Source organism: Lactiplantibacillus sp. 30.2.29 (assembly GCF_018991255.1).
Classification (GTDB): Bacteria; Bacillota; Bacilli; order Lactobacillales; family Lactobacillaceae; genus Lactiplantibacillus; species Lactiplantibacillus pentosus.
This window is the reverse complement of record NZ_JAGYGU010000002.1, coordinates 100,697-125,189: the sequence shown is the minus strand read 5'-3', so window position 1 is coordinate 125,189 and position 24,493 is coordinate 100,697. Positions and strand designations below refer to the sequence as shown.

The 24,493-nt window shown below is 47.2% G+C and carries 23 protein-coding genes; 14 read left to right on the top strand and 9 right to left on the bottom strand.

What is annotated here, in order from left to right:
- Window positions 1-338: 338 nt before the first annotated feature.
- The 4 genes from KGF65_RS01930 (at window position 339) to KGF65_RS01915 (ending at window position 5,141) form a co-directional block, all read left to right on the top strand.
- Window positions 339-2,714 carry an SH3 domain-containing protein gene (locus KGF65_RS01930; RefSeq protein WP_101873084.1) on the top strand — a complete coding sequence of 792 codons (2,376 nt, stop codon included), beginning with the start codon at window positions 339-341 and terminating at the stop codon, window positions 2,712-2,714.
- A gap of 535 nt (window positions 2,715-3,249) precedes the next feature.
- Window positions 3,250-4,263: a lipoate--protein ligase gene (locus tag KGF65_RS01925; RefSeq protein ID WP_216747946.1), complete on the top strand. Its 1,014-nt coding sequence runs from the start codon at window positions 3,250-3,252 to the stop codon at window positions 4,261-4,263.
- Window positions 4,264-4,276: 13 nt separating this feature from the next.
- Entirely contained in the window at window positions 4,277-4,657 is a 381-nt protein-coding gene (locus tag KGF65_RS01920) for a hypothetical protein (protein ID WP_003639375.1), read from the top strand.
- Between the two features lie 34 nt (window positions 4,658-4,691).
- Window positions 4,692-5,141 carry a hypothetical protein gene (locus tag KGF65_RS01915; protein WP_216747945.1) on the top strand — a complete coding sequence of 150 codons (450 nt, stop codon included), beginning with the start codon at window positions 4,692-4,694 and terminating at the stop codon, window positions 5,139-5,141.
- 540 nt (window positions 5,142-5,681) lie between these two features.
- Here KGF65_RS01915 and KGF65_RS01910 read toward each other — a convergent pair.
- From KGF65_RS01910 to KGF65_RS01895, 4 genes are all read right to left on the bottom strand, one after another.
- Window positions 5,682-6,608, bottom strand: a complete 927-nt coding sequence (locus KGF65_RS01910; RefSeq protein WP_216747978.1) for a DMT family transporter — start codon at window positions 6,606-6,608, stop codon at window positions 5,682-5,684.
- A gap of 80 nt (window positions 6,609-6,688) precedes the next feature.
- Window positions 6,689-7,177, bottom strand: a complete 489-nt coding sequence (locus tag KGF65_RS01905) for a MerR family transcriptional regulator (RefSeq protein ID WP_216747944.1) — start codon at window positions 7,175-7,177, stop codon at window positions 6,689-6,691.
- A 265-nt stretch (window positions 7,178-7,442) separates the two neighbouring features.
- A complete protein-coding gene (locus KGF65_RS01900) occupies window positions 7,443-8,165 on the bottom strand; it encodes a hypothetical protein (RefSeq protein WP_158296971.1) in 723 nt (240 codons plus the stop codon).
- 409 nt (window positions 8,166-8,574) lie between these two features.
- The gene (locus tag KGF65_RS01895) at window positions 8,575-9,081 is read right to left on the bottom strand and encodes a DUF2798 domain-containing protein (RefSeq protein WP_050339600.1); all 507 of its coding nucleotides are present in this window, start codon (window positions 9,079-9,081) and stop codon (window positions 8,575-8,577) included.
- A 228-nt stretch (window positions 9,082-9,309) separates the two neighbouring features.
- On the opposite strand from KGF65_RS01895, the gene KGF65_RS01890 reads away from it, so the two are divergent.
- The 6 genes from KGF65_RS01890 to KGF65_RS01865 all read left to right on the top strand — a co-directional run bounded on the left by KGF65_RS01890 (window position 9,310) and on the right by KGF65_RS01865 (window position 15,743).
- Window positions 9,310-11,151 (top strand): hypothetical protein, encoded by a 1,842-nt coding sequence (locus KGF65_RS01890; RefSeq protein WP_216747943.1) that lies wholly within the window; start codon window positions 9,310-9,312, stop codon window positions 11,149-11,151.
- 272 nt (window positions 11,152-11,423) lie between these two features.
- A complete protein-coding gene (locus KGF65_RS01885) occupies window positions 11,424-12,059 on the top strand; it encodes a hypothetical protein (RefSeq protein ID WP_225368207.1) in 636 nt (211 codons plus the stop codon).
- A gap of 218 nt (window positions 12,060-12,277) precedes the next feature.
- A complete protein-coding gene (locus KGF65_RS01880) occupies window positions 12,278-12,586 on the top strand; it encodes a hypothetical protein (RefSeq protein ID WP_225366846.1) in 309 nt (102 codons plus the stop codon).
- Between the two features lie 697 nt (window positions 12,587-13,283).
- Window positions 13,284-14,405 carry a PLP-dependent transferase gene (locus KGF65_RS01875; protein ID WP_050339597.1) on the top strand — a complete coding sequence of 374 codons (1,122 nt, stop codon included), beginning with the start codon at window positions 13,284-13,286 and terminating at the stop codon, window positions 14,403-14,405.
- Between the two features lie 72 nt (window positions 14,406-14,477).
- Window positions 14,478-14,798 carry a thioredoxin family protein gene (locus KGF65_RS01870; RefSeq protein WP_003639365.1) on the top strand — a complete coding sequence of 107 codons (321 nt, stop codon included), beginning with the start codon at window positions 14,478-14,480 and terminating at the stop codon, window positions 14,796-14,798.
- A gap of 159 nt (window positions 14,799-14,957) precedes the next feature.
- The gene (locus KGF65_RS01865; protein ID WP_101873091.1) at window positions 14,958-15,743 is read left to right on the top strand and encodes an alpha/beta fold hydrolase; all 786 of its coding nucleotides are present in this window, start codon (window positions 14,958-14,960) and stop codon (window positions 15,741-15,743) included.
- A gap of 107 nt (window positions 15,744-15,850) precedes the next feature.
- Here the strand turns inward: KGF65_RS01865 and KGF65_RS01860 are convergent, their stop codons facing one another.
- Window positions 15,851-16,267, bottom strand: a complete 417-nt coding sequence (locus KGF65_RS01860) for a hypothetical protein (protein WP_101873092.1) — start codon at window positions 16,265-16,267, stop codon at window positions 15,851-15,853.
- A 231-nt stretch (window positions 16,268-16,498) separates the two neighbouring features.
- Here KGF65_RS01860 and spxB point away from each other — a divergent pair, with 231 nt between their 5' ends.
- From spxB to KGF65_RS01845, 3 genes are all read left to right on the top strand, one after another.
- A complete protein-coding gene (spxB, locus tag KGF65_RS01855) occupies window positions 16,499-18,256 on the top strand; it encodes a pyruvate oxidase (RefSeq protein WP_088770948.1) in 1,758 nt (585 codons plus the stop codon).
- 254 nt (window positions 18,257-18,510) lie between these two features.
- Complete coding sequence (locus KGF65_RS01850; RefSeq protein ID WP_050339589.1) at window positions 18,511-18,798, top strand: LasU family protein; 288 nt, start codon at window positions 18,511-18,513, stop codon at window positions 18,796-18,798.
- A 12-nt stretch (window positions 18,799-18,810) separates the two neighbouring features.
- Window positions 18,811-19,167 carry a DUF6483 family protein gene (locus KGF65_RS01845; RefSeq protein WP_216747942.1) on the top strand — a complete coding sequence of 119 codons (357 nt, stop codon included), beginning with the start codon at window positions 18,811-18,813 and terminating at the stop codon, window positions 19,165-19,167.
- Window positions 19,168-19,309: 142 nt separating this feature from the next.
- On the opposite strand, the gene KGF65_RS01840 is transcribed toward KGF65_RS01845, so the two are convergent.
- Genes KGF65_RS01840 through KGF65_RS01830 form a run of 3 tightly spaced genes read right to left on the bottom strand, consistent with a single transcriptional unit; the run spans window position 19,310 to window position 22,404 of the window.
- A complete protein-coding gene (locus tag KGF65_RS01840; RefSeq protein ID WP_101873094.1) occupies window positions 19,310-20,161 on the bottom strand; it encodes an SAM-dependent methyltransferase in 852 nt (283 codons plus the stop codon).
- Window positions 20,162-20,169: 8 nt separating this feature from the next.
- Window positions 20,170-20,586, bottom strand: a complete 417-nt coding sequence (locus KGF65_RS01835) for a helix-turn-helix domain-containing protein (protein ID WP_003639358.1) — start codon at window positions 20,584-20,586, stop codon at window positions 20,170-20,172.
- Between the two features lie 18 nt (window positions 20,587-20,604).
- Window positions 20,605-22,404: a M3 family oligoendopeptidase gene (locus tag KGF65_RS01830; protein WP_105924024.1), complete on the bottom strand. Its 1,800-nt coding sequence runs from the start codon at window positions 22,402-22,404 to the stop codon at window positions 20,605-20,607.
- Between the two features lie 230 nt (window positions 22,405-22,634).
- Here KGF65_RS01830 and KGF65_RS01825 point away from each other — a divergent pair, with 230 nt between their 5' ends.
- Window positions 22,635-23,558 (top strand): alpha/beta hydrolase, encoded by a 924-nt coding sequence (locus KGF65_RS01825; protein ID WP_101873096.1) that lies wholly within the window; start codon window positions 22,635-22,637, stop codon window positions 23,556-23,558.
- Between the two features lie 316 nt (window positions 23,559-23,874).
- Here KGF65_RS01825 and KGF65_RS01820 read toward each other — a convergent pair whose 3' ends face one another.
- Window positions 23,875-24,333: a hypothetical protein gene (locus KGF65_RS01820; RefSeq protein ID WP_101873097.1), complete on the bottom strand. Its 459-nt coding sequence runs from the start codon at window positions 24,331-24,333 to the stop codon at window positions 23,875-23,877.
- Between the last annotated feature and the right edge of the window lie 160 nt (window positions 24,334-24,493).

Sequence of the window (24,493 nt, the reverse complement as noted above, 5' to 3'; positions counted from 1 at the left end):
TCACGACGCAACAATTTTAAATTCAAACTCATTTGCAGTCTGTTTAATGGCATAATCAGGGACTGCTGATAAATTTCGATGCTGGGGTACGGCTAAAATGCAGTATTAGCAATAGTTTCAGCAGATTGTTGATTGACTCAATGGTAAGCGAAAGTTAACTAGTTCCCGTTTCAAAATGATAACGGTATCAATGGTTTGCTATTAATAAAATAATTGAAAGCAAACTTGTTTGAAAGTGACTGGTCGACATGCTAATATTACTTTGTAACAGCAGGTATCAACGGGGATACATTCAGTTGTATTGACGACTAACTCACGGAAAGTTCGGGGAAATCAAATTGAAAATAGGAATGACGAAAAAAGTAGTAACCTCATTATTATTGAGTACCGCTTTATTACCAATGTTAAGTGGTAAGGCGGATACGACAGCGACGGCCACCAAGCCATCTTCTGCAACCAAGGAGAGTGGTGCGACCTCCACTGCCAGCAAGCAAGTGACGCTGAGCGCGGGGAGCCAGACGGATACGGCAGCGACGAGTAGTGAGACGCAATCAGCATCCACTGCCAGCCAGGCTACTGAAAGCACGACAACGACTTCAGCAGCATCGAAGTCGGATGCAGCGGCTACCAGTGCGACCAGCCGGGTAACGGTGCGGGCGGCAAGTGCAGCAACCAGTCAGTCCGCTAAAGCTGACAGTACAGACCAGCAAAGCTCGTCATCGGAAGCAGCCAAGCAGGATGAGACTGCGGCCAGTGCAACGGCGGCTTCAACGACAAGTGCGGTCGACAAGTTAGATGAAACGGCTAAAGCAAGTGCGGCAACCAGCCAAGATAGCCAAGCGACAAGCGACCACGCCAATTCGGCAGTGACCAGTTCAGCTGCTAAATCGGCTGCTTCGGCGGATTCTGCAGCCAAGTCAGCAGAAGCGAAGTCGGCAGAGTCTAAGTCCGCAGAAACCAAACCAGCGGCTGAACAGGCGACGCCAAAAGCCACGCCACAAGTTGAGACGGCCAAAGTTGCGGCTGCGATTCAATCACCAGCTGTGGCAGCACGGGCAACGCGGGCACTTACCAGCCAAGAAATCTTCTTAAGTCAGATTAAAGCGGGTGCGGTCTCTGGTTGGAATAAGTATCAAGTCTTACCATCCGTAACCGCCGCCCAAGCCATTCTCGAAAGTGGTTGGGGCCGGTCACAATTGGCCACTGCCGGTAATAATTTATTTGGTATCAAGGGGAGTTATCAAGGACAATCGATTTACTTCCCGACTCAGGAATGGAACGGTTCACAATACATCACGATTCAAGATGCGTTCCGGAAATATCCGAACTGGTCAGCTAGTGTTGAAGACCACGGCGCCTTCTTAGTGGAGAACCCACGTTACAGTAATTTGCTGGGTGTCACGGACTATCGCCGCGTTGCGAGCCTCTTACAACAAGATGGTTACGCAACCGCGCCAACCTATGCTAGCTCACTGATCAGCATCATTGAATATAACCAGTTACACCAGTGGGATCAAGAAGTTTTAAATGGTCAGACGAATACTGGTAATAACAATAATACTCAGACGCTACCTGACGAAAATGTGACGGTAACGAGTGGTACACATAAGTTCACCAAGACCACGACGATTCACAATTCACCTGACCAAAATAGTGCTTCAGTTGGCACGTATTATGCCGGTGAAACTGTCAACTATAATGGTAAATTGACGGTCAATAATGCCACTTGGCTACGTTACCAATCCTACTCAGGGGTCTCACGGTATGTCATGATCAGCCAAGCAACTAATAATAACAATAACCATGAAAATCAAGCTACGGTCACACCAGCTAGTGGGAGTTATAAGTTCACGGTCAAAACCAATATTCGCTCCGCAGCTAGCAAGTCGGCCACGGTCGTTGGCACTTACAATGCCGGTGAGACGGTTTACTACAACGGTAAGGTAACTACAGGCGGTACGACTTGGCTGCGGTACCTGTCTTACTCTGGGGCCCAACATTACGTGGCCACGAGTGGCGATGAAGTTGCGCCAGTCAACAAGCCTAACGTCGTTGCAACTAGTGGGGCTTATCGTTTCACAAATACGACGGCCATCAAGAATGCGCCGGCCAATAACGCGGCCACGGTGGGAACGTATAACGCTGGCGACACCGTTTACTATAATGGTAAGGTGACGACTAACGGTGAGACTTGGTTACGTTACTTATCTTATTCTGGTGCCCAACACTACGTTCAAATCAGTGGTAATACCGGTGGCAACAGTGTTTCAAAGCCACAAGTGACACCACAAAGCGGTAGTTACCGGTTCAACCAGACGACAGCGATTAAGAACGCCCCAGCGGGTAATGCTGCCAATGTTGGCACTTACAATGCTGGCGAGACGGTGTACTATAACGCCAAGGTGACCGCTGATGGGCAAACTTGGTTACGGTACTTGTCCTATTCTGGTGCCCAACACTACGTTGCGATTAGTGGGGCGTCATCATCGTCATCGAACACGACGAGCACGCCAACTAATACCACCGGTGCATTCCGATTTGTCACGACGACTAACATTCGGACGGCGCCAACAACTCGTGCAGGGATCGTTGGACAATATAATCCAGGTGAAACGGTCTACTATAACGGGACGGTACAAGCAGAAGGCTATACTTGGTTACGGTACCTTAGTCGCTCTGGAGCGACCCACTATGTCGCAATGATCAAGAATTAAGCATTTAAGTTGTAACTGCTTTCATGAGGTTCTATAATAGCGTTAGTGAAATGGATAGCGACCACGGCCGCTATTAAGTTTCGACGACCTAGTTGGCTTCGGCTGACTAGGTCGTTTTTGATTTTTAAGATCTGTCGACGGGAACAACATTTATTTGCCAGGTTTGCAATCGCTTACATTGTATGCTATATTGGATTCATCGGAAGAATCACAGGTCAGTATCAAACCGTTACCCAATTGTTGTAACAAACCCGTCAAGTGATAGCTAGTGCAGTATAGCAGCGTTTCCGCTAATTTCGGATAACTGACTGACCCAACCTCCATCTATTGATGGCACGGTTAGCTCCACGGAGAACGGATTGCCGCCAATCAAACGTTCATGGATGTGGATAGTGAATCAGTCATCTTGTGGTGTGAAGAACGCCACGCTAAACTTTTTTGTATGATTCTTCCAAAAAATGGGCTCACATTGTGGGTCCTTTTTTCATCTTGCTGTATGATTAAAGTAACCTAAAGCTGAAGGAGATTTTAAACCATGTACTATGTCGCAATGAAAGATCATGAAATTGGCCGCAACTTGGCTACGGAACAGTATTTAATGAACAATGTAGATTTTGATGAACCATTGGTCTTGTTCTATTATGAGGAACCTTGCATTATCGTTGGGCGTAATCAAAATACGCTTGAAGAAATCAATGCAGATTATGTTCGTGAACATCATATTACCGTCACTCGTCGGTTATCTGGTGGTGGTGCTGTTTATCAGGACTTAGGCAATCTCTGTTTCAGCTTTGTGGTCGACAGTGATAGCCAAGAATTTGGTGACTTTAAGACGTTTACCAAGCCAATTATCGATGCACTGCACGATATGGGTGCAATGACGGCAACGGTCAGTGGTCGTAACGACTTACTCGTTGATGGCAAGAAGTTTTCTGGTAACGCTATGTATTCGCGGAATGGCAAGACCTTCTCACATGGGACATTGATGTTGAATGTCGACTTAAACGTCGTGCCACAGGCGTTAACTGTTCCAACCGATAAGATTGCATCGAAGGGCATCAAGTCGGTCCGGAGTCGGGTCACGAACTTGCGGCCATACCTGGCACCAGAGTATCAAAATATCACGGTGCCAGAATTCCAAGACGCGTTATTGAAGGAATTATTTCACGTTGATTCACTCGACCAAATCGCCGATAAGGAATATCACGTGACACCTGAACAACAAAAAGCTATTGATAAAATTTACGAAGACTATTATGCTAATTGGGATTGGGTTTACGGCAAATCGCCTGAATTCTCAGTTAAACGGCGGCAACATTTTGATATGGGAACCATTGATGTCCGGATCAAAGTGGATGACGGCTTGATCAATAATATTAAATTTTACGGTGATTTCTTTGGTAGCGGTAACGTCCAAGATATCGAAGCAGCGCTGAACGGGGTGCGTTATGACCATGAAGCCATCGCGGACGCCCTAGCTGATATCGACTTAAACCAGTACTTCACTGGCATTGAACGGACTGCTATCATCGACTTAATTGCCCAGTAATAGGAGTGATTTGTTGAAACTGACTCGCTTAGTTGCATTTGCGTTTGTGTCCTTTTTTTGTTACGGTATCGTCAATTGGATGATGTCGACCAGCCATTTTCACTTGCAAGCCAAGCATATCTCGGTCGCAGAAATGTGGCAGGGCTTACTGATTGCGCTCGTGTTGTACTTTTTAGGCGTCCTGGCGGTTTATATTAACCGAATGTTGGGCTTCTACGTGCTCGGACTAGTGGTGCTGATATACAGTCTTGGACTCATCAGTGCGCTGATGTCTGGCTATCAAAGTACGGCTGGAATGGAAATCAAGCTTTTGCTAGAGATTATGGGTGTGATTGGACTCGGAATCAACTTTTACACGTTGGTGCTACTCACACGTTGGCGACGAACAAATTAACGAAATTGACAAAATGAATGAGGGATCGAGTTTTATGCAACGAAACGTACAAACTTTTATCGATGATGTCACGGCCGAAAAGGTGACCCAGGCCAGTTTAACGGGCACCTATGACCAATTAACAGCGCAAGTTCAACCGTGGTTAGCGAAGTTGGTCGCAGCGGTCAAGCAAGACCAGCTGGCCCAGATCACCTTGACGATGACTCACGAGCCCGCGATTAGCTTTCGGCTTGAGACGAGTGTCATTAACCTGCCACTTGCAAACTTAACTGAAATTGGCAAGGTGACGGTCGCAGACGACACGATGCCAATCAATGTCTATATGATTGCCGAATCCGAAGCGCTCCAATCCGGCTTGCGAATCGATGAATTAGGCTCAGTTGATGATGTGCTGGCTGATCAGGCCAACGCCGAAAAGTTGTTGACGGACTGGTTGTCAGCGCAAGTCGACCGTTTGAATCAGATCACGGCGGTTGAAGATTAAACACAATCTTTACCTGCCAGTTACTGAATGTTTACAAACATGTGGTATTGTTAAAATTGATATTGGAGCCAAGCCAAAATCAAAATACCAATGGGAACGGTGGCGTCGATTGCTAGTCAATTGCACCACCGTTTTTTTGCGGCTACCTTGCATTTTAGAGATTAAGATGTTATGGTTGTTCTTGCGATGAGTCGATAGAGTCAGATCGTTAGTAATAACGGTTCCGCGCGAGCGGCTAGTGACTAATATTGATAGCGGGGCACGTTTCTCTGACGTATTTCAGAGTGCTTGGGTCACTGACATTGTGGAGTGTCACCCCCGCTGGCTTTGCCAGTGCCGTGAATAGACGCGTGTTGACCATTTTCGGATGGCTGATACGCGTCTTTTTTTGTATTTGTGATTCACAGTTAAATCGATGAGTAATTGCAACGAATTTGCCAGGAATGACGAGACGTTTTTTTCATTGCCTGGTCAGTATCGGGCATTGTTTTGATACAAAAACGGGTCTATCCCACTTTGAGATAGGCCCGTCAATGATATTTACAAAAAATGAATTCCAATCACGCCTACTAACATCAGCAATAGGCCGACTAAGCGGGGAAGTTTGACCCGTTGTGCCTGGGCTTCGAACCAACCGAATTGTTCAATGATGGCACTGAACAGCAATTGGCCAAATAATGCAATCACGACCACTTGACCCGTCCCAATCTGAGGGACTAACCAGGCACTACCGAAAACATAGGCTGCACCTAAGAAGCCACCGATCCACATCCACCAGTAACTTCGACCAGCTTGAAGGGCGATTTGAAGTGGCTTAGTGGGTACCCGTAAGACGGTAATCAGTAACAGTAAGAGCACTGCGCCGACGGTAAACGAAACCATAGCAGCGTGGACGGATGACTGGAGAATCGTGCCTAGATGACCATTGATGGCTGCCTGAGTTGCAATTAGCATCCCAGCACCGATGCCAAGTAACCGCCACAGCCAGAGCCCTTTGACCGGATGTTCAGCGGTCGCATGATTAAAGCGGACGGTGGCGACCAGCATGCCCAAGGTGACCAATACTAATCCGATGACTTTCACAATCGTCAGCGGTTCGCGCGGCGATGCAAACCAGCCGAATTGGTCGATGAGAATCCCCATCACCATTTGTCCAAAAATCGGTAATACCGCCGTTTGAATACTGCCTAGTCGTGGGAAGAGTAGCAAGTTGACCGTTAGACCAATGACGCCTAAAAGGCCACCAAGCCAGATCCACCACGGGTTGGTCGCAATTGTCGTCAGTGAGACGAACGGTGAGACGCCACTCAGTAACGTGAGTACGATCAAGAATAGCGCACCGACGCTAAAGGAGACCGCAGAAGCTAAGTAGGGAGACCCCACAAATTGACGTAGTTTGGCATTGACCGCGGTCTGCATGGCCAGACCACCGCCCATTAAAATTGGAATTAAAGCGAGTAAGAACATCATTCATCACACTCCTATAACAGTTGATGAATCATAGCTTACTAGCTCAAGTAAACTTGAGGTCAAGTCTAAAGCCTGAATTATTTTTTGGAACCGTTCCCAAGTTCCTGAGCGGTGTGACCTGCTTGAAGTAATTCTTGATACTCACGATAAGTTTGCGGGTCGACTTGTTTGGAACCAGCCCGTAGATGAATCTTCTCTGTACCAGCTTCTTCGGCAGTTCGATAGTACCATTTCTTAAAACGCAAGTAGGCCAGCGAACTTTCGAGTTGGCTAATCTCGTCTTCGAGCGTCTGTTCATGTTTCGCCAAGAATTGATAGCGCTCGTGCAATGAGTCGTCGCCATCTAAGCGCCAGGAGACAAAGTGGGCAATATCCTTTATGGCAACGCCGGCATGTTTTAAATCCAAAATCATTTGTAATAGCTGAATATTATCGTCGGTAAACCGGCGCCGGCCAGCCTGGTCGCGTTTGACGAATGGCAGTAATCCCGTCTCGTCATAATATCTAATCGTCGCAACTGAAAGTCCCATGCGCTCAGCCACCGCACCAATTCCGTATGTTTTCACCCTCGTGATACCTCCTTAATCGTTATCATTACCATACCATGATGTACGGGAAATTGGGGTCGATTTAGTTTCAAATTATCCCTGAATTACATGATGACAACTTGAAACGCAAGACGCCCCAATCAGCAGAAAATTTGACTGCTGGTCGGGGCGATTTGTGGTTAATCATTAAAAATTAGTTGCGGCACTGCAGGCAACTTGCATAAGGTGTGTCGCGCTTCTGTTCACAGCGTATGGCTTAAAATCAACGCATAGTACTTGAGCCTTAGCGCACGTTGTCGTCTGTATCTGGCTGAACCGCCGTAATTTGGTGGCACCGCAGTTGATGCTGGGCATCCCATTTGACCGTCCAAATTTCTTGAAAGCGTTCAATGTAAGCTGAATCCTTGGCCTGTTGGTTGAACGTGGCACTTTTATTGGCATATCGGAAGTAGTCGCGGGCCTGCGCGGTGACTAAGATGTTGATAGCGCGACCCGGACCATTGTCGAGCTGGCGGAGTGAAATCAGGTGCAGTGAGTCAAGCTCGTTGAACTTGCGCTGGATCATAAAACCGATAATGATGCAGCGTTGATATTGATAATATCCTGGTCCCATCAAGCGGTGTAGCGCCGTCAAATCATTACGCGTCCAGGCGGCCTCAACCTCATAGAACAGCGTTTCAAAGGCCGCTGCTAGGGTCGGCGGCAGGTCTGTTTGATTGGCGAATAAGTTCTGGCGTCGCCGTCGTAATAAGCGTTTAATAGCGATAACAGCGACTAGTAAGCCGAAACCGCCACCAGTTGCATTGTGCTGCCAACCAGTTATTATCCTGGGACGGTCAAATTCGCGGCGGTCATCATAATATTCGTCGCTGCTCGACCGATTCCAAGTAGACGTCGAGTCACTGCCACCACCACCGCCGTAATTGCCACCTGCACGTGCTTGGACGTTGAGTGGTGCCATTAATAAGCATAGGAATAAGCCCCCAAAGCTTAACCATCTTTTCAATACGTTTCACCCCAATTAAGTTCATTCAATTAGCATAGCATGGATTGCGGTTAAGAAAGTTAAGCTGTTGGGGGTGGACGGTGTGGCGGCTGGTATGACTGCTGAATAAATTATCGTGAAGTCGTTGGGGGTATCCTGAACTTGTCAGTGGAATTGGTGGCAGGGGTTGGACATTGGCAGCAGGTTGCTTCGGAAGTATTTAAAAGATGGTCGTATCCAGGCATTGGCAGTGAAAGCTTATCATTGTAGCTGTGAGATGTCTAAAACACGGTCATACCTGTGAGTCGTGTTGTTGAATCGTCATGCTGGATGGGCGAAGGAGCGACACGATTGGACGTCTAATTCAAAAAACGCGTGCCCAACTAGGATTTACCCAGTCAGGCACGCGTTCAAGTATTAAATGTGACGATTAATCTTCTTCTTCTACCGTAGCTGCGGACTCAGTGTTCGCCGTTGCTTGTTGCATCTTTCCAAGCACAGCGCGGGCGATTGGGCCAACGATGAGCAGTTGGAGTGGAAGGGCAACAATCAAGTTAAAGATCCAAGTATGACCATAAGTCGCTAAGACGTGACCGCCAGCCAATTCACCTTCGACTGCGATGCCGAAGAAGGACATGCAAGTCACCATGCCCAGCACCATCAAGACGGAAATCGTAATTCCGATTAAGACGACCTTTTTACGCATGTAATCATTAATGATATATTTGAAAGCTAATCGTTTGGCAATTGGTCCCACGACCAATAAGTCTAACAGGATCGCAACGAATAAACCGAGTGGGTAGCCACTAAGGATTGCCATTACCAAGCCGCTACTAAAGCCTTGAGCGAGGGTAACGTTGTAGGCGGTCATGACAAAGACCATTAAGCCAGCCATGATGGCAGTGAAAACAACTTCTTCTTTTAAATTACGTGGCATTCTATTGACACACTCCTAATTTTAGTATCGGTTGATTACTATAGCATGCAAACTGGGCTTCACATAAGTAACAATTTGATGACAAATTATGAACCGGTTACATTTTGTAAGCAGAAAAACGGATTTAGTGACAGATACTTGGTCTCATTAAGTACTAATTAGGACTGTACGGTATAATAGAACTATTAAATGAATGCGTCGTGACCACGCAGCCATCAGTCAAGCCTGGTGAGTGTTAGTGATGGCGTGGGCTCAGTTTTTGGAATTAAAAGATCAAAAGATAATGAAACGAGGGGTAACATGGCAACATTTAAATCAATTTGGGCTGGGTTTAAAGCATCCCCGGAATACCAGCCACTTAAGACACAATATGATCAGATGGATGGTGTCTCTGATATCATCGGATTGAGCTGGGATAATTTAAGTGAAACGGTGGGTAACCAGCTAGATGCAGCTCTTTCTGATTATATCAGTAAGTCCCATGCTGATTGGACAGCAGCATCCATTGGCGCTTATTTGACTCAAGTCAAGCATGATGACGACATCGATGGCACGCAGTTCTTGGTGGAAGGACCGGTCGTCATCGGTGAACCGTACTGTACTTACTTAGCACGAACGAAACAAATTAATGCGAAGCCCGCTGACATTTCGAAGGTGATGGCGGAAATTAAAAAAGAGAATCCTGAAGCTGGCAGTCTTCCGAAGTTTTTATTGGCATTATTTTCGACACCAGTTGAGACTGAAGGATTTATGGATGATGACGACGACTTCGATGATGATTTCGACGATGTTGACTTTTGGGATAACCCCGACCTTGATTCCGATGATGACTTTGTGCCGAGTGTTGATTTGGGCCAGGATGGGTCATCCATGACTGAAGATGACTTTGATGATGATCCTAGTACCCGAGTTAATCGGGATCCAAAGTTGCCAATGTGGCAACCTAGCCGATTATTAAGAGTGAATCTTCAGTATTCGAGATTAATGAAAATCTACCAAGAGCGTCCAGAATGGCAGAACCGTCCCGAGGTGGTCACAGCCGACTTTATGCAAAATGTTGTTGAAACATTATTGGTGATTGGGTATAACCGTTATCGTAAATTGCCGCGAAGTTGGACCAAGCATATGTTGGTTGAGATTATGACGGGTGATTTTGTTGCGGATCGTCTTTATAGTCAAGAAGAATATGCGGCGATTGGTCCAATGTTAACTGATTTGATTAGTATCGTAGGTTCCGAGCAGATGATGAAACCAAATAAGGTCGCTCAACTCCAACGGTATATTCATGAGGCTGCTGAAAAAATGGTTGAAGCAGCTAAGGATCCCAACAATTATTCGGTAGACAAGAAGATGATCCTGAAAATTCAAGCGGCTGGTGTTGACTTGAATGATGACGACAGTATCAACAATTATGTGACTGACCACAAGAATGACATCAGTAGTGAATATGAGAATGGCTTTCCAATCACGGCGGCAGTATTTGATGATCCAGAGCAACTGGCCAAGTTGATTGACTTTTACAGCCCTGATCAGGAAAGGGATTACCTGAATCCGGATGCGCATGTTGAGACTTTCGAGGGTCGGTCTTGGCATCGTAAGGATGCGATTAAGACCCACCGCTTTGCTGTTGAACTGGGGTTTAGGGCCTATTTAGATCAACAGCAAAAGCATCCTGAAAATACAGCCCGCGTTTCTGATTATGTGGAGTCTTTTGAGTTTTACCTTGGCCGTGCATACGACTGCAACCTTCTACAGCCTGAAGAATTGACTACGGAAGCGCTTGAAGAGACCATGTCGCTTGAATACGGGCCTGGTTCAGTGGTTGATGGTGCTGAACAACAAAGGTTTGTACAACGAATACAGCTCGATGATATGGATAAATTGATTGTCATGGTGGATATGCTAGAAATGTATACAACGCTTCCAGAGCAGCGTGCACAAGCTCTGCGACAAGTTGTCAGAGATGAGAAACTGCGCTTGCATAAGAGGCTGGGGATGGATGCGACACCGGCATTCCGAAAAAAGAAGAAGCGTAAGCGGCCCAAAAAGAATCGGCGCAATAAACGTTAGGGGATAATTAGGGTACTCATTGATACCGTGCGTTTGTGAGATCTGTTGTGGGATGCAAGTCAATTGTGCGTTTGCTGGTTTCGTTAATTGCACATTTTTGCTATAAGCGGCGGCATTTTCTAAACCTGAATTCTCAAGGTAACCCCCAATTCTTATCGAAACATTAAATTTGCATCTAAAACAGGTAAACGTTGGTAAAGTGAGTCAACATAGCGTATGCTTTAGGTAGTATCAGACAATTAATCTTTGGGGAGTTGATTATCTTGAAAAAAGTGTTAGTTAGTACCGCAGTAATCGCCGCAATTGCAGCGCTTGGGGGTGGCTATTATTTGGAGGCCGACCACCAAACTAGTCAACAACGTGTTAGTGAAACGAAGACGGTCGTGTCAAAGAAGGCTGAAAAGTCGAGCAAGTCTGCGTCCTCGTCAGATGCTAAGACCGAGAAGTCAACCGCAACAAAATCGTCTTCAACAGCTGATGACTCTTCAACAACTGCGACTTCCGATAGTCGGAGCTCATCGACGACTGGGACGGATGCACAATCATCTACGGATTCCACGACGACCAGCAGTCAAGCAGCTAGTTCCGCAACCACGGGGACTAGCAAGCAATCGTCCTCATCAGCGACTAGTAGTACCGTTGCAACGCAACATTTAACGACTAGTCAGATCAACGATTGGGCTTGGCATCAAGTGTCAGCCCAGTATCAAGGGACAACTGCTAACAAGCAGAACTTTGTCTTTAATCAGTATCAACAGGGCGGACTCGTCTATGTTGAAGTTTATGAAAATCAAAACGCCGATGTCGCGCACTTAGCAGGCCGGTTCCGGGTTAATGCCAAGGGTCAACTTGAGCAGCAACAACTTGCCCAAGGGGACGTCTGGCAAGTCGTTTCGACACAACCTTAAGCCGTTCGACTGAAGTAGGCTAACAACGGTCAAGGAGATTCCTTCAGAAAATGATTCTGGAGGAGTCTTTTTGTATGGACTTTTTTCATGGCCAGATGGTTGACGCAGATATGGCTTGACCAGCGTTCTACTCACACTATGGCTACAGCACCACGTGTAACCGCCTTCTTGCCCTCACATTCAAAATACGGCATACTAGAGGGAGGTTATAAAGGTTGGTGGATAAGTTGGCAAAAGAGAAACATGAGATTTATGATGAAAAGGATAAGCGGCTTGGACGCCTGATTCTTAAAATTATGGGGATTGTTGCCGTGGTGAGTGGTCTGATTGGGCCGTTTGTTTATGTGTGGAATGCTGACTGGGGCCGCGAGCTTGGAACATTAGCCGTGATTTGTGGTGGCTTGGTGCTCTGCTTGGGACCAAAGGGGCGAACAGCCGGAGGACAGTGGCTCGCGTTGTTGAAGACGTTGGGGCTAGCCGCTTTGATTTTGATTTATTTTGTGATTGTTTCAAAATTATTCGGATAAGTCGCTTTGGCGAACGTTTTTTTGCTCAGAAGTTAGTTTAGAAAATGTAAATCATGTCAGGAACTGCCGATGCTGGTGGTTCCTTTTTTGTGATATTGTTGCACTCAAAGTTAACGATTTTCGGAACGATGTAGTTAGGTTGTTAACTTAATGATGATAATTCTCAGCAGCAGCTGCGGCTCGAATTGAGTGTTAGCTTATTTAAACCCGCTGGAAGTTACCCAAATACGATCGGTACGCCAAAATTTTGAGCACGCCGACCAGTCGCTCCACCCACATGACGTCAAGTTTTTGGGCGATTCCGCACGCGTTTCATAGGCCGGCTGGCGCGAAATTAGCCTTGCACTCACCCCATCATGAGAGTAAGATGAAAATATCATTAAATGACATGTTGATGAGAAGAGTAGTTAGTCTGCGCCTTTAACAGGGAGCCGTAGTGAGTGCAAAGCGGCAAGGTGGCGGCCTAATGAAGATGAACTCGGAATGCCCAGTAGCGGTCACAAGGCTGTGCTGGCGGGACTAGCCGTTATCCTAGTGAGTTGAAATCAACTTGATGAGTGTTGTGGGGCGACCCGCAATTGAACTTGGGTGGTAACACGCGACCGGCGTCCCTGATAGATGGCGGTTTTTTTGTGTTTTCATTTTTAGGATGAGATTACGATTAATGGCATAAAATTTAATAAGGTGGATTGAGAACATGACAAAGCAGACAGATGAGTTACATATTGAAACCCGGTTAGCGCAAGCGGGTAATCGAAGTGATGATGAGAAGACCGGGGCGATTTCAGCACCGATTTATTTATCAACGGCGTATCGGCATGCCGGCCTCGGCCAATCGACGGGTTTTGATTATCCGCGTGAAGCACAACCCACGCGATGTATTTTGGAACAAGTGTTAGCTGAAATGGAACACGGGGTGGCTGCCTATGCGCTCACTTCAGGTATGGCCGCGATTCAGTTGGTCTTCACGTTATTCCATAGTGGGGACAAAATTATTGTTTCAGACGATTTATACGGGGGCTCGTATCGATTCTTTGACTTACTGCATGACCACTATCACTTGGATTTTGCGGTCTGGGACGGACAAGACCAGGCGGCATTGGCAACTTTAGCGGATGAACACACCGTTGCGTTATGGCTCGAAACGCCATCTAATCCAACGATGAAAGTCATTGATATTCAGGCAACCGCTGCGACTGCGCATGACCACGGGTTAAAATTGATTGTGGATAACACGTTCTATACGCCGCTGATTCAAAAGCCGTTAGACCTGGGTGCTGACATCGTCGTGCATTCAGCGACCAAGTATCTGGCTGGCCACAATGACGTGCTGGCTGGCGCAGTCGTGGTCAAAGACCAGGCGGATGCCAAGGCCTTAGAATTCAATCTGGTGACGACCGGTGCCGTGTTAGATCCATTTGACGCGTGGTTGCTATTGCGAAGCCTGAAGACGTTGCCGCTTCGTTTACACCAACAAGAAGCCAATGCCCAATCGCTCGTCAAAACGCTGACGGCGGATGCACACGTGTCACGGGTCTTATACCCCGGTCGCGGCGGCATGATCAGTTTTTACCTGGCTGACGGGACCGACGTCGACACCTTCCTACGCGCGTTAAACGTGATTTCCTTTGCCGAAAGTCTGGGTGGGGTCGAGAGCTTGCTGACCGTTCCCGCCGTCCAGACACACGCCGATTTGACGCCTGAGCAGCGCGCTGAAAAGGGCATCACACCGAACTTGTTACGCTTGTCAGTCGGTATCGAAAACGTGGCCGATTTAGCAGCTGATTTACAACAAGCCTTGCAACGTGCGAGCGAATAGCGCAAAGTTCTTTACTTACTTTTAGTATGTGTTAAACTATAGGTATCATCAAGAATATTGGAGGCATTTTTTATGGCAACTGCAACTTTAAGCGACGAAGAAATTCGCGATCGAATCAAGACGGGTAAGCATATGTTATTCTTTACGGCGGACTGGTGCCCGGATTGTGCGTTTATTAAACCAGTAATGCCCCAAATCGAAGCCAAGTACGACCAATACGATTGGATTACGGTTGACCGTGACGCGAATATTGAAATCGCCCAGGACATGGGTGTGATGGGCATTCCTAGTTTCGTTGGCATTGAAGATGGTCAAGAAATTGGCCGCTATGTCGACAAATTCCGTAAGACGCAAAAACAAGTTGAAGATTTCTTAGATACACTTGAAAAGTAATTTATTTATTACACTGGTCAGTAGTGGCTAGTCGACTTAATTGCCAACTCAGATGTGTCCGTGATGGTTAAGCTTTAACCACGATGTGCGCGTTTGGGTTGGTTTTCGTTTGGGCTTCTGCTACACTATTAACTATTAATTTTGGAAACGGTGATAAAAATGACAACGAATTTATTTGAAGACGTGGTAGTCCGTACGACCAAATTGGGCGATTTGCCCGTCTTACACGTGTTTGCAGCGAGTCAAGCACAGACGAAGTTACCAACGATTATCGATTATCATGGTTGGACGAACCAAACGGCAACAGAACTATCCGCGGCCTATCAACTAGTTCGCGCTGGTTTTCGGGTCATTTTACCAACTGCTTATTTGCATGGTAGCCGCAATGATGGCACTGACTTAGACCGCCATCCGGAACACTTCTGGTCGATCGTCGGCCATTCGGTGGCTGAATTTCCACAATTAGTGGATAGTTTAGTTGCGGCTGGAATCACTGATGCGGACAAGATCGGTGTGATGGGGACTTCCATGGGTGGTATTACCGCTGCAGGTGTGATGGCCACGCAGCCGCAAGTTGTTGCCGGCGTGTCACTGATTGGGTCACCTGAACCGGTCGCATTCGCCAAGGACCAAGTTGCGCAGCTACCAGCAGCCTTACAAGCCAAACTACCGGACGAACTGATTACCAAAACGTATCAACAGTTGGCCAAGTTTGACTTATCAGAACATCCAGAAGCGCTGGCTGGGCGTCCAATGTTCTTCTTTAACGGAACGGCCGACCAGATGGTGCCATATCAATATGTGCGCGATTTCAAGCACCGTTTCAAAGATACCCCAGCCCTGAGTGCAACGGTCTTCAAACGTGCTGAGGGTGGCGTTCATCACGTGCCACATAAGATTCAGGAAGCTGCGGTCGACTTTTTAGCGGCTAGTATTTTGAAATAAGGCAACGACGATTGTTAGTGATTGTTAACAGTGCGTCGGCTACTAACTAAATGCTTTGAAACTAATCCATAAAACGAAACGTCCTAGCTGTTCAGATTTACAAACAGCTAGGGCGTTTTTCGTTTGGCATCGTGCTGAAGTCGCCGGATCCCAAAATACAGAAGTAACAGCAGTCCCACCGGTTCCGACAGCAGCATCAAGAGGCCGCGCTCCAATATAAAAATGGCGAGATTCATTTCATCATCCCAACGGGCAGCCCGTTCGTTCAAATGAGAGTGATACTTTAAACTGGCCTGCACCGAGATTGACTGCATTTTGAAGGGGTTGCGACGTAGCATCGGGATGGCTGACAGGAGCAGTGGATAACTGATCAGATACGAGCTAATTAGCCAGCACACCGGTAGATTAAGGACCAATTGCCACTCACCAGTGGGCTTGGCCGTGATGGCGTAATACGCGACAATGAGTACCGGTAGCGCTGACAATTCGGCGGTCAATATATTAATTAATTGATGAGTTCTCATTATTTCGCCTCGAAACCGAACCATAATTACGCGCTGAACGAACTGGTTGAAATCAAAATAATCTGCATTATAGCACTGCTTTGACGGGGGAGTCGGCGTGACGATTTGGTTAGTTAAGCCAATATTTTCAAAATAATGATTGTTTACAATTGAATTTTGAACAATTTAGATGTATGCTAATAATCGTAAATGAAAACGTATACAACAAATTTAAAAAAGAAGGCATTTACTATGGCAAAGATGATTGAAGCATCCGTCGCAATGTTGAAAGTGTTAGAAGCTTGGGATATTAAGCAGATTTACGGCTATGCCGGTGGGTCGTTTAATTCAACCATGCACGCGTTGGACGTCGAGAAAAATCGGCTCCAATACGTACAAGTGCGTCACGAACAAGTTGGTGCACTAGCTGCCGCGGCTGATGCGAAGTTAACCGGGAAGATCGGTGTCGCATTTGGTTCTGCAGGCCCTGGTGCCGTTAACTTGCTGAACGGACTGTACGATGCGAAGGAAGACCACGTTCCCGTACTTGCCTTAGTGGGTCAAGTTGCCCATACCAATATGAACTATGATTATTTCCAAGAATTTGCAGAAGAACCAATTTTCAGTGACGTCGCCGTCTTCAATCGGACTGTAATGACGCCTGAAAGTCTACCATACGTTGTCGATAAGGCAATCCGGACCGCTTACCGGGAAAATGGCGTTGCCGTCGTCACGATTCCAAATGACTTTGGGTATGTTGAAATTCCGGATGAAAACTATGATTCAGCGAGTGTTCCTGCCAAGTTACGGGGCGTTCCTGAAATCGAGGATGACCAAGTCAAGACCGTCTTAGACATGATCAAAGCTGCCAAGTACCCCGTCTTCCACGTTGGTCAAGGGACTCGTGGCGCGACCGAAGATATGATGGCTTTAGCTGAACGGTTACAAGTGCCAATCATCATCACTGGTTTAGCCAAAGGGGTCATTCCAGATAGTTTCGATGGCAACATGGGCAGTGCTTACCGGGCTGCTTCCAAGGCTGCGGATGAACTCATGGGGATTACGGACTTAGTTGTCTCAGTCGGTGCGGACTATTCATTCGCCCAAATTATGTACACGACCCATGATTTCAAGTATGTTCAAATTGAATTAGATCCTGGTAAATTTGGTCGTCATCACCATTTAGACTTCGGTGTCAATGGCGATGCCAAGGTGTTCATCAAACGGGCCTTAGCCTTGAGTGAACAGGCTGCACCATCACCATACTATCAAGCTGCCAAGGCCGACATGGCTGATTGGAAGCAGTACTTGAAGAAGTTAAGTGAACGGACGACTGATCCACTGGAATATGAACAAGTTTATCAAGAAATCAACCGGGTCGCAGAAGACGATGCCGTCTTCTCAATGGATGTCGGTGACAACACCATCAACAGTTTCCGGTTCTTAAAGATGAACCCTAAGCAAAAACTATTGACCTCCGCACTATTTGCGACGATGGGTGCCGGCGTTCCCGGGGCAATTGCTGCCAAGATGAGCTATCCTGACCGTCAAGCCTTCAATATTGCCGGTGATGGGGCCTTCTCAATGGTCATGCAAGACTTGTTGACCGAAGTAAAGTACCACTTGCCAATCTTCAATATTGTCACGTCTAACCAAACGTTGAACTTTATTAAGTCTGAACAAGAGGACGTGCCGCAACCATACTATGGGATTGATTTGCTCGATGCCGACTTTGCAAAAATCGCTGAAGGGATGGGCGTCAAAGGGATTCGTGTCGACCACTTTGCCCAATTACATGATGCCTTTGAAACGGCCATGGCCGAATTAAAAGCGGGTCGTCCAGTCTTGATTGATGCTAAGATTACTGACAAACGGGGCTTACCAGTTGAAATTCTGGATGTCGATCCAGCCAAGACATCCGATGCTTCGGTCAGCGCATTTAAAGAAAAGTACGATGCTAATGAATTGAAACCATTATCCAGTTACTTCAAAGAATTCAAGGTACAATAAACCTCACGATTAATCGTTGAGATTGGAATCACGAATTGGCAGTTCTTCCATTGTGGAAGAGCTGCCAATTTTTTTACGCGTCGTTCTAGTGGTATATACCTGTAAAAAGGTGGATAATGAGCATACGATTTAATGATAGATGTGATAGCCGGTCAAATGGGGAGGCCGGTATTCGTGAATGCTGCCGCTTGAATCTTAGTAGCAGTCAACACGATGCTTGAGGACGATTGGTACCAACAAAGGGGGAGTACACGATGATTCATCGACGGTTAATTGCCGGACCGACGTTTATTTTAGGCCTGGTTTGGTTGATTGGTTACGGCCTACAACGGGCCCACAGCGGAATTGGTGGTGCTTGGAGTGCTTACGCGTTTACAGGGCTGATTCTGTACACGATTCTGGCAACGTTCATCACCAGCTTGGCGGATGCGTACCAGGGAAACCACGCGCGGACGAAGGCTGAAAAACACTTTTACGGCTATATGTGTACGTTATCCGTGATTTTAACGATCACAGCGATATACTGGATGGCGCATAATTAGGGGGAGACCACCATGCAAGATGAAAGTGATTGGTTGATGCGGCAGTTGCGCGCATTTGCGACGGGGCTGGGATACACTTTGAGTCGTCGTAAGGGTGGTGAGACCCAAGTCGTCTTTCCAGAGTTACAAGATAAACCGTTACTGCACCAAGTCGAACTGACACAATTAATCGACAAGCACGCCTATGCGCAAGCCGCAGACCGGTTGCTAGCGTTACAATACGCCATGACGGCCTCAGAATTCTTGAAGTTAGGCATCTGGTTCTACGCGACACTCAACCGATTTGATGACCAGAACCTCGCCAGCGGGGGAATATCGCGGGCGTCACTGGTAGCGGGATTAGCACAGTTGAAGCAGTTAGATTTATAATCCAGAATACTGACAACTGATGGGAGCGGAAGCGACGCTGCTTTTGTCAACACACAATATGAAATAAGCTGCAAAAAACGAGCTTTCAGAAAAAATTCCGAAAGCTCGTTTTGATTAATTTAGCGCATTAGTAATGAGGGCGTTAGCGGACGACGTAGACCTGATCGTGAATCAGATCAAATCGCCGAAAATGGGCATTTAACTTAGTCACCGCATCGTCAGTTTGATAGGTCGCTTCGTCCCAGAATTGTTTGGAACCAGTTGCACCGTACTTTTCACCAATGACAATCAGTGGAATATCGTGCTCATCTTGGCGCATTGCCTGTAAAAGGTCCCAATCAATGGTCAATTTGTCGGGTGACCAGGCCATGATAACGTACTTGATGGACCCGGCGTATTGTTTAAAGGCACTGACAGCATCCAGTGCTTCAATCGATGTGACCGGGTGGCGTCCCGTTTGATTACCAGTCTCGTGCGTCCAATCCTTAGAATCGGTCGTGTAGATTGGCTGACTGGGATGCAGCCGCTTGAGCCCCTTTGAAATGTAGCCGTTGCCAGCCATGACTTCTAACACCGGGGCATTACCAGTGAAATCAGCTAAGTCTTTGAGAAATGGGGCGCTGATGTAGGCCCACATGCCGTATTGCGCTTCCAAATAATCTCGGAAATCACGCAACAATTTGTCGACCTTTGGCAGGGCCGCTGACAATTGGTTCCACGCGGCATCACCAGCCGGGTCGCCCAGTGGGTACTGTTGATTGATGCGTGCAAACAGCTGATCCTGAAAGTCATCCGGCACTTCTAAGACCGGCAGTTGCTGCGGTGCCAGTCCAGCGGCCAATAGCCGGTCTGCTTCTAGCACGTTATTGATCAGCACGAGGATTTGCGGGTCGTCTTTAAACAACGTGCGGTAACGCGTCATTTGTTGAATGTAGGGGGTCACGGCTTGTTGTTTCGCCCGTTTTTTGAGTTGTTTTAATTTCTTGGGATTCATAATAACTCCTAGTCATCGAAATGTAGATCTAATTCTTCCTGACCGACCACGTCCGTCGTGGCCCGGTGTTGACGGCCATGTAAGTAGCCGTCCATCAGTTGAAATAGTTCATAACGGTCTTCACTGGACAGTTGTTCCTGGTTGAACGTCAGTGGTTTGCCAGATAAAAAAATCCGTCCGAGGTCGTATTCTTCTTGGTCCGATTTTCCTGATAAATAGTCAGTGGTGACGTTAAAAAACTCGGCTAATTTACGAACTTCTAGGTAGGAAGGGGTCCGTAAATTACGTTCCCAGTTGCCGATTTGAGCTGCGGTATTTTTGCGGGTCGTCTGTTCAGCGGCGGGCATCTGATTGAGCGCGGTCGCGAGTTGGGCCAGGGTCATTTTTTGCCCTCGTCGAAGGGCGCGTAAACGTTCTGGAAACATATGCTCACTTCCATTCTGTTAGATTAGCGGTGCGGATAGGGCCATAAATTCATCAATATCCCGTTTGATTAGGGCGACGCCAGCTTGCCAGAACACGGGCTTAGTCAAGTCCACATTGAGGTGCTTGGCAGCTAAGTCCTCGGTCGACATGTTGGCCGTATCCCGTAGTAGAGCGATGTAGCGGTCTTCAAAGTCCGGTTGGGTCTTCGCCTGTGCGTAAATTCCAAGGCTGAAGAGGTAGCCAAAGGTATAAGGAAAATTATAAAACGGTACGTCGTCGATGTAGAAATGTAACTTGCTGGCCCAAAACATTGGATGATAAGTACTCAAAGCGTTGCCGTACGCTTCTTGTTGCGCGTTCAGCATCAACTGTGAGAGCTCGTCTGGCGTGACGATGCCGTGTTGCCGGGCTTCATAGAAGCGGGTCTCAAACAAGTACCGAGCGCGAATATCCAAGAACATTGCAAGCGGGTTTTGCATTTTGGCATCGAGCAAGGTCAACTTGGCTTTGGTGTCGTCTGCAGCTTTGACGCTCGCGTCGGCAACGATCAGTTCTGCAAAAGTCGAGGCCGTCTCTGCGACGTTCATCGCATAATCCTGACGCCAGAGCGGTAAATCCTGAATCACGCTACCATGAAAGGCGTGTCCAAGTTCGTGCGCGAGCGTTGCCGTGTCGTTGGGCGAGCCAGTGAACGTCATGAAGATGCGGGATTCGTGCGTTTCAGGCAAGTTTTCCATGTAGCCGCCGGGACGCTTGTTCGGCCGATTCTCGGCTTCGACCCACCGATTTTCTAGGGCGTGTTTAGCGAGCGCTCCCATCTTAGGGCTGAACTGCTGGAAATTCTTAATCACGAAGTCGGCAGCTTGGTCATAAGTCTGACTTGGTACTTCCCCTAAGGCGAGCGGGGCTTCGATATCTTGCCAGTCCAATTGTGACTTGCCTAAGAGTTGCGCTTTACGTTGCAAGTAGCTGAGTAACAGGTGCTTGCTGTCGGCGACGACTTGGTACATCGTATCCAGCGTCGCACGGCTCATGCGGTTTAATTCGAGTGGCTTTTTCAAAAAGTCATCGGTACCGTGTGCGCGATAATTTGCCAGACGAAAGCCTGCTAAGTGGTTCAGGGTGTCGGCAAACGGGGCCGCGTGCGCTTGCCAAGCCGCTTCCCAATTACGCATCAATTGCGCGCGCTGTTCGTTTGGCATGGCAGCGGCTAACATATTTTGGGCCTGCCCGGCTGAAAGTTGCGTCGTCTGACCAGTTTCATCCGTATAAGGTACCTTGATCGCACTGACCAGCGTGTCGTAGTGGTCGCTCCAACCTTGAAAACCATCTAGGGCCAAGCTGTTGATCAAGGCTTCTGTATCGTCATCTAAAAGTGCTAACCCTTGCTGGCGCATTTCAGTGAGATTGAAAGCCAGTGGTGCTAGGGCCGGCTGTTTGATGAGTGCTTTAAAGGTGTTGGCATCCAACTTCACGAGTTGTTTTTTGAAGCGTGTCAAGAGATTATCCAGCTGATTGTCGAGTTGGTAGAGTTGATTCAGTCGGGGCGCTGCCTTGGTATCGTCAGCGTGTGCAGACTGGTAGGCGACAACGAAGACCGTGGCTTGGTCAATGCCGGCTTGAATCGCTTGCAAGTTGTTGACGAGTTGGGTGAACCAATCCGCATCCGGCGTATCGGCTGCGGCCCGCCAATGAACGAGAACGTCGGCAGTCGTGGTTAATTGTTGTTTGATCGTGGTCATCTTTTCAGCTAATGCGGGTGAATCGATGCCACCGGCAAAAATGCTGTCTAGATCCCACGTTTCTGAATAGTGCATAGAATGTTGGCCTCCTCAATCTGGTCTAGTTATCTTTAATTATAACGGTTATTATGGAAGTAGTGGCAAAATTTTGCCGCTTTGGGCGGATTTTTGACGATGGTCAGGCATCTCGTTTTTAAAGCCTGTGTTGAATTATCGATTGTTTTGGCCGTTATTTATGAAATTTGGTGCTGTACGACGCAGATTTGGGCCGTCTTGAAGTGCCAAGATACGAGGAGTGGTTAGGTGTGAAAAAGTGGTGGATAACGTTGGCTGTGCTGGTGGTGTTAGTTGCTGGTGGCTTAATTGGTGCGGGGAGTTATTTTTATCACGTTGCGATTGCCAGGGGCGACAAATCGTTCGTGACTCAGAGTACGAAATTATCGAAGAAGAGTCAGGTTTATCATGAAAAATATTGGTATTTACATACGGCGAAACAAACGTGGACAATTGAATCGCATGATCATTTGCGATTGGTCGCGTGGTATATTCCCGCCAACAAATCGACCAAAACGGTGGTGCTGGCACATGGGTTTGCCGGCAATAAATCATTGATGGGTGCCTGGGCAGGCATGTATCATGAGCTCGGCTATAATGTCCTAGTTCCCGATTCACGTGCGAGCGGTGCCAGTCAGGGGCAAGCGGTCGGTTATGGCTGGCTCGAGCGGCGAGATGATTTGCAATGGGCCCGAACCGTCGTCAAACGGACGGCAACCAAGCAAATCGTGATGAGTGGGATTAGTATGGGTGCAGCTGGAATGACCATGGCGAGTGGTGAGCGACAGATTCCACAAATCAAAGCGTACGTGGTCGATAGTCCGTTTACCAGTGCGAATGCCATTATCAGCTATCAAGCGGGCCAGTTGTATCACTTGCCGGCGTTTCCATTGGTCAACGTGACGAGTCTGATTACCAAATTACGCGCGGGGTATAGTTTCAAAGAAGCGGACGCGGTCGCACAAATTCGTAAGAACCGGTTGCCGATTATGATTATCAGTGGCACGAAGGATGATTTTGTGCCGACCCGCATGGGTAAACAACTGTATCGCAACGCGCATCAGCCCAAGCGACTCTGGCTTGTCAAAGGCGCAGGGCACACGACTGCGATTACTCAGAATTATCAACGGTATAAGCGTCACATCGCTAGTTTCTTAGCACAATATGTCGATTGAAATAAAATAACCTTTCGATTCAGTTGCATCGCAGGCCTGAATCGAAAGGTTATTATTGTCATTATGATAGATACGCAGACACGAGGATTGCACAATGAGCGCGTGACTACTAAATCACCAATCATGTTGAAGACAGTCTATCGCATGTCCTGCCAATCAGTATTGCGATAACCACTGCCAGCACTGACTTCGAGCGGCATCCGTCATGTTGGCTGAGTCACTGTGGTGGCCGATTCGTTGGTCGTTGCGGCATGTGCGGCTGTTTGAACTAGACTAATACTGACAATTGCTCTTAAACTGGATGTTAATAAAATGACTAAACTTTTTTATTTGGTCGATGGTGAATCAGGTGAGACAAGCCAACTAGGATGAGTGCCGGTAACGCAATGATAATTAGTATCCCACAATAAAAAATATCAGCAATCAAACTGATGTCAGCATCCCGCTGTTGATTAGCAGCGTCGATTGCCAGTCGGCTTTTAACTGGATTAGTCGCGTCATGGTAGGTATCGGCTAAGTTTGAGGGCTGTTGACGTTCTATTGCAGCAGACTTGGAACGAAGCGACTTGGTTTTGAGATGCGGGTGGCCGATTTGGGGTCGGATGATAATCAGTAATGGATAAGCAATCAGAAATGAAGTCGTCCAATACAGATTAAGCCATGTCCAATGGAGCTGCAGTGTGCCATCTGGGTCAGCAGTGATCAAATAGTACACGGCAATGAAAAAGAGTCCGCCGCGTAAATAGGCCGCTAAGATAATTTTAACAATAACCATATTAGTCCACCTTTCAAATCGACAGTGGTTGTGTTCATGTAATACCATTTCAATCCGGATTGAAGTATTAGTAGGTTATGATTCCATTTTAAATTAAAATAAGATTAAATTAAAGCAAAAAAATAATTTATATATAATAAAAAGCAATCAGCCCGCAAAA

Coding starts and splice junctions, on each gene's coding strand:
- KGF65_RS01915 (WP_216747945.1), top strand. CDS start 4,692: ATGCAACGAAACGTACAAACTTTTATCGATGATGTCACGGCCGAAAAG.
- KGF65_RS01820 (WP_101873097.1), bottom strand. CDS start 24,333: ATGGTTATTGTTAAAATTATCTTAGCGGCCTATTTACGCGGCGGACTC.
- KGF65_RS01910 (WP_216747978.1), bottom strand. CDS start 6,608: ATGTTCTTACTCGCTTTAATTCCAATTTTAATGGGCGGTGGTCTGGCC.
- KGF65_RS01875 (WP_050339597.1), top strand. CDS start 13,284: ATGACAAAGCAGACAGATGAGTTACATATTGAAACCCGGTTAGCGCAA.
- spxB (WP_088770948.1), top strand. CDS start 16,499: ATGGCAAAGATGATTGAAGCATCCGTCGCAATGTTGAAAGTGTTAGAA.
- KGF65_RS01835 (WP_003639358.1), bottom strand. CDS start 20,586: ATGTTTCCAGAACGTTTACGCGCCCTTCGACGAGGGCAAAAAATGACC.
- KGF65_RS01870 (WP_003639365.1), top strand. CDS start 14,478: ATGGCAACTGCAACTTTAAGCGACGAAGAAATTCGCGATCGAATCAAG.
- KGF65_RS01830 (WP_105924024.1), bottom strand. CDS start 22,404: ATGCACTATTCAGAAACGTGGGATCTAGACAGCATTTTTGCCGGTGGC.
- KGF65_RS01860 (WP_101873092.1), bottom strand. CDS start 16,267: ATGAGAACTCATCAATTAATTAATATATTGACCGCCGAATTGTCAGCG.
- KGF65_RS01845 (WP_216747942.1), top strand. CDS start 18,811: ATGCAAGATGAAAGTGATTGGTTGATGCGGCAGTTGCGCGCATTTGCG.
- KGF65_RS01850 (WP_050339589.1), top strand. CDS start 18,511: ATGATTCATCGACGGTTAATTGCCGGACCGACGTTTATTTTAGGCCTG.
- KGF65_RS01925 (WP_216747946.1), top strand. CDS start 3,250: ATGTACTATGTCGCAATGAAAGATCATGAAATTGGCCGCAACTTGGCT.
- KGF65_RS01895 (WP_050339600.1), bottom strand. CDS start 9,081: ATGCCACGTAATTTAAAAGAAGAAGTTGTTTTCACTGCCATCATGGCT.
- KGF65_RS01865 (WP_101873091.1), top strand. CDS start 14,958: ATGACAACGAATTTATTTGAAGACGTGGTAGTCCGTACGACCAAATTG.
- KGF65_RS01840 (WP_101873094.1), bottom strand. CDS start 20,161: ATGAATCCCAAGAAATTAAAACAACTCAAAAAACGGGCGAAACAACAA.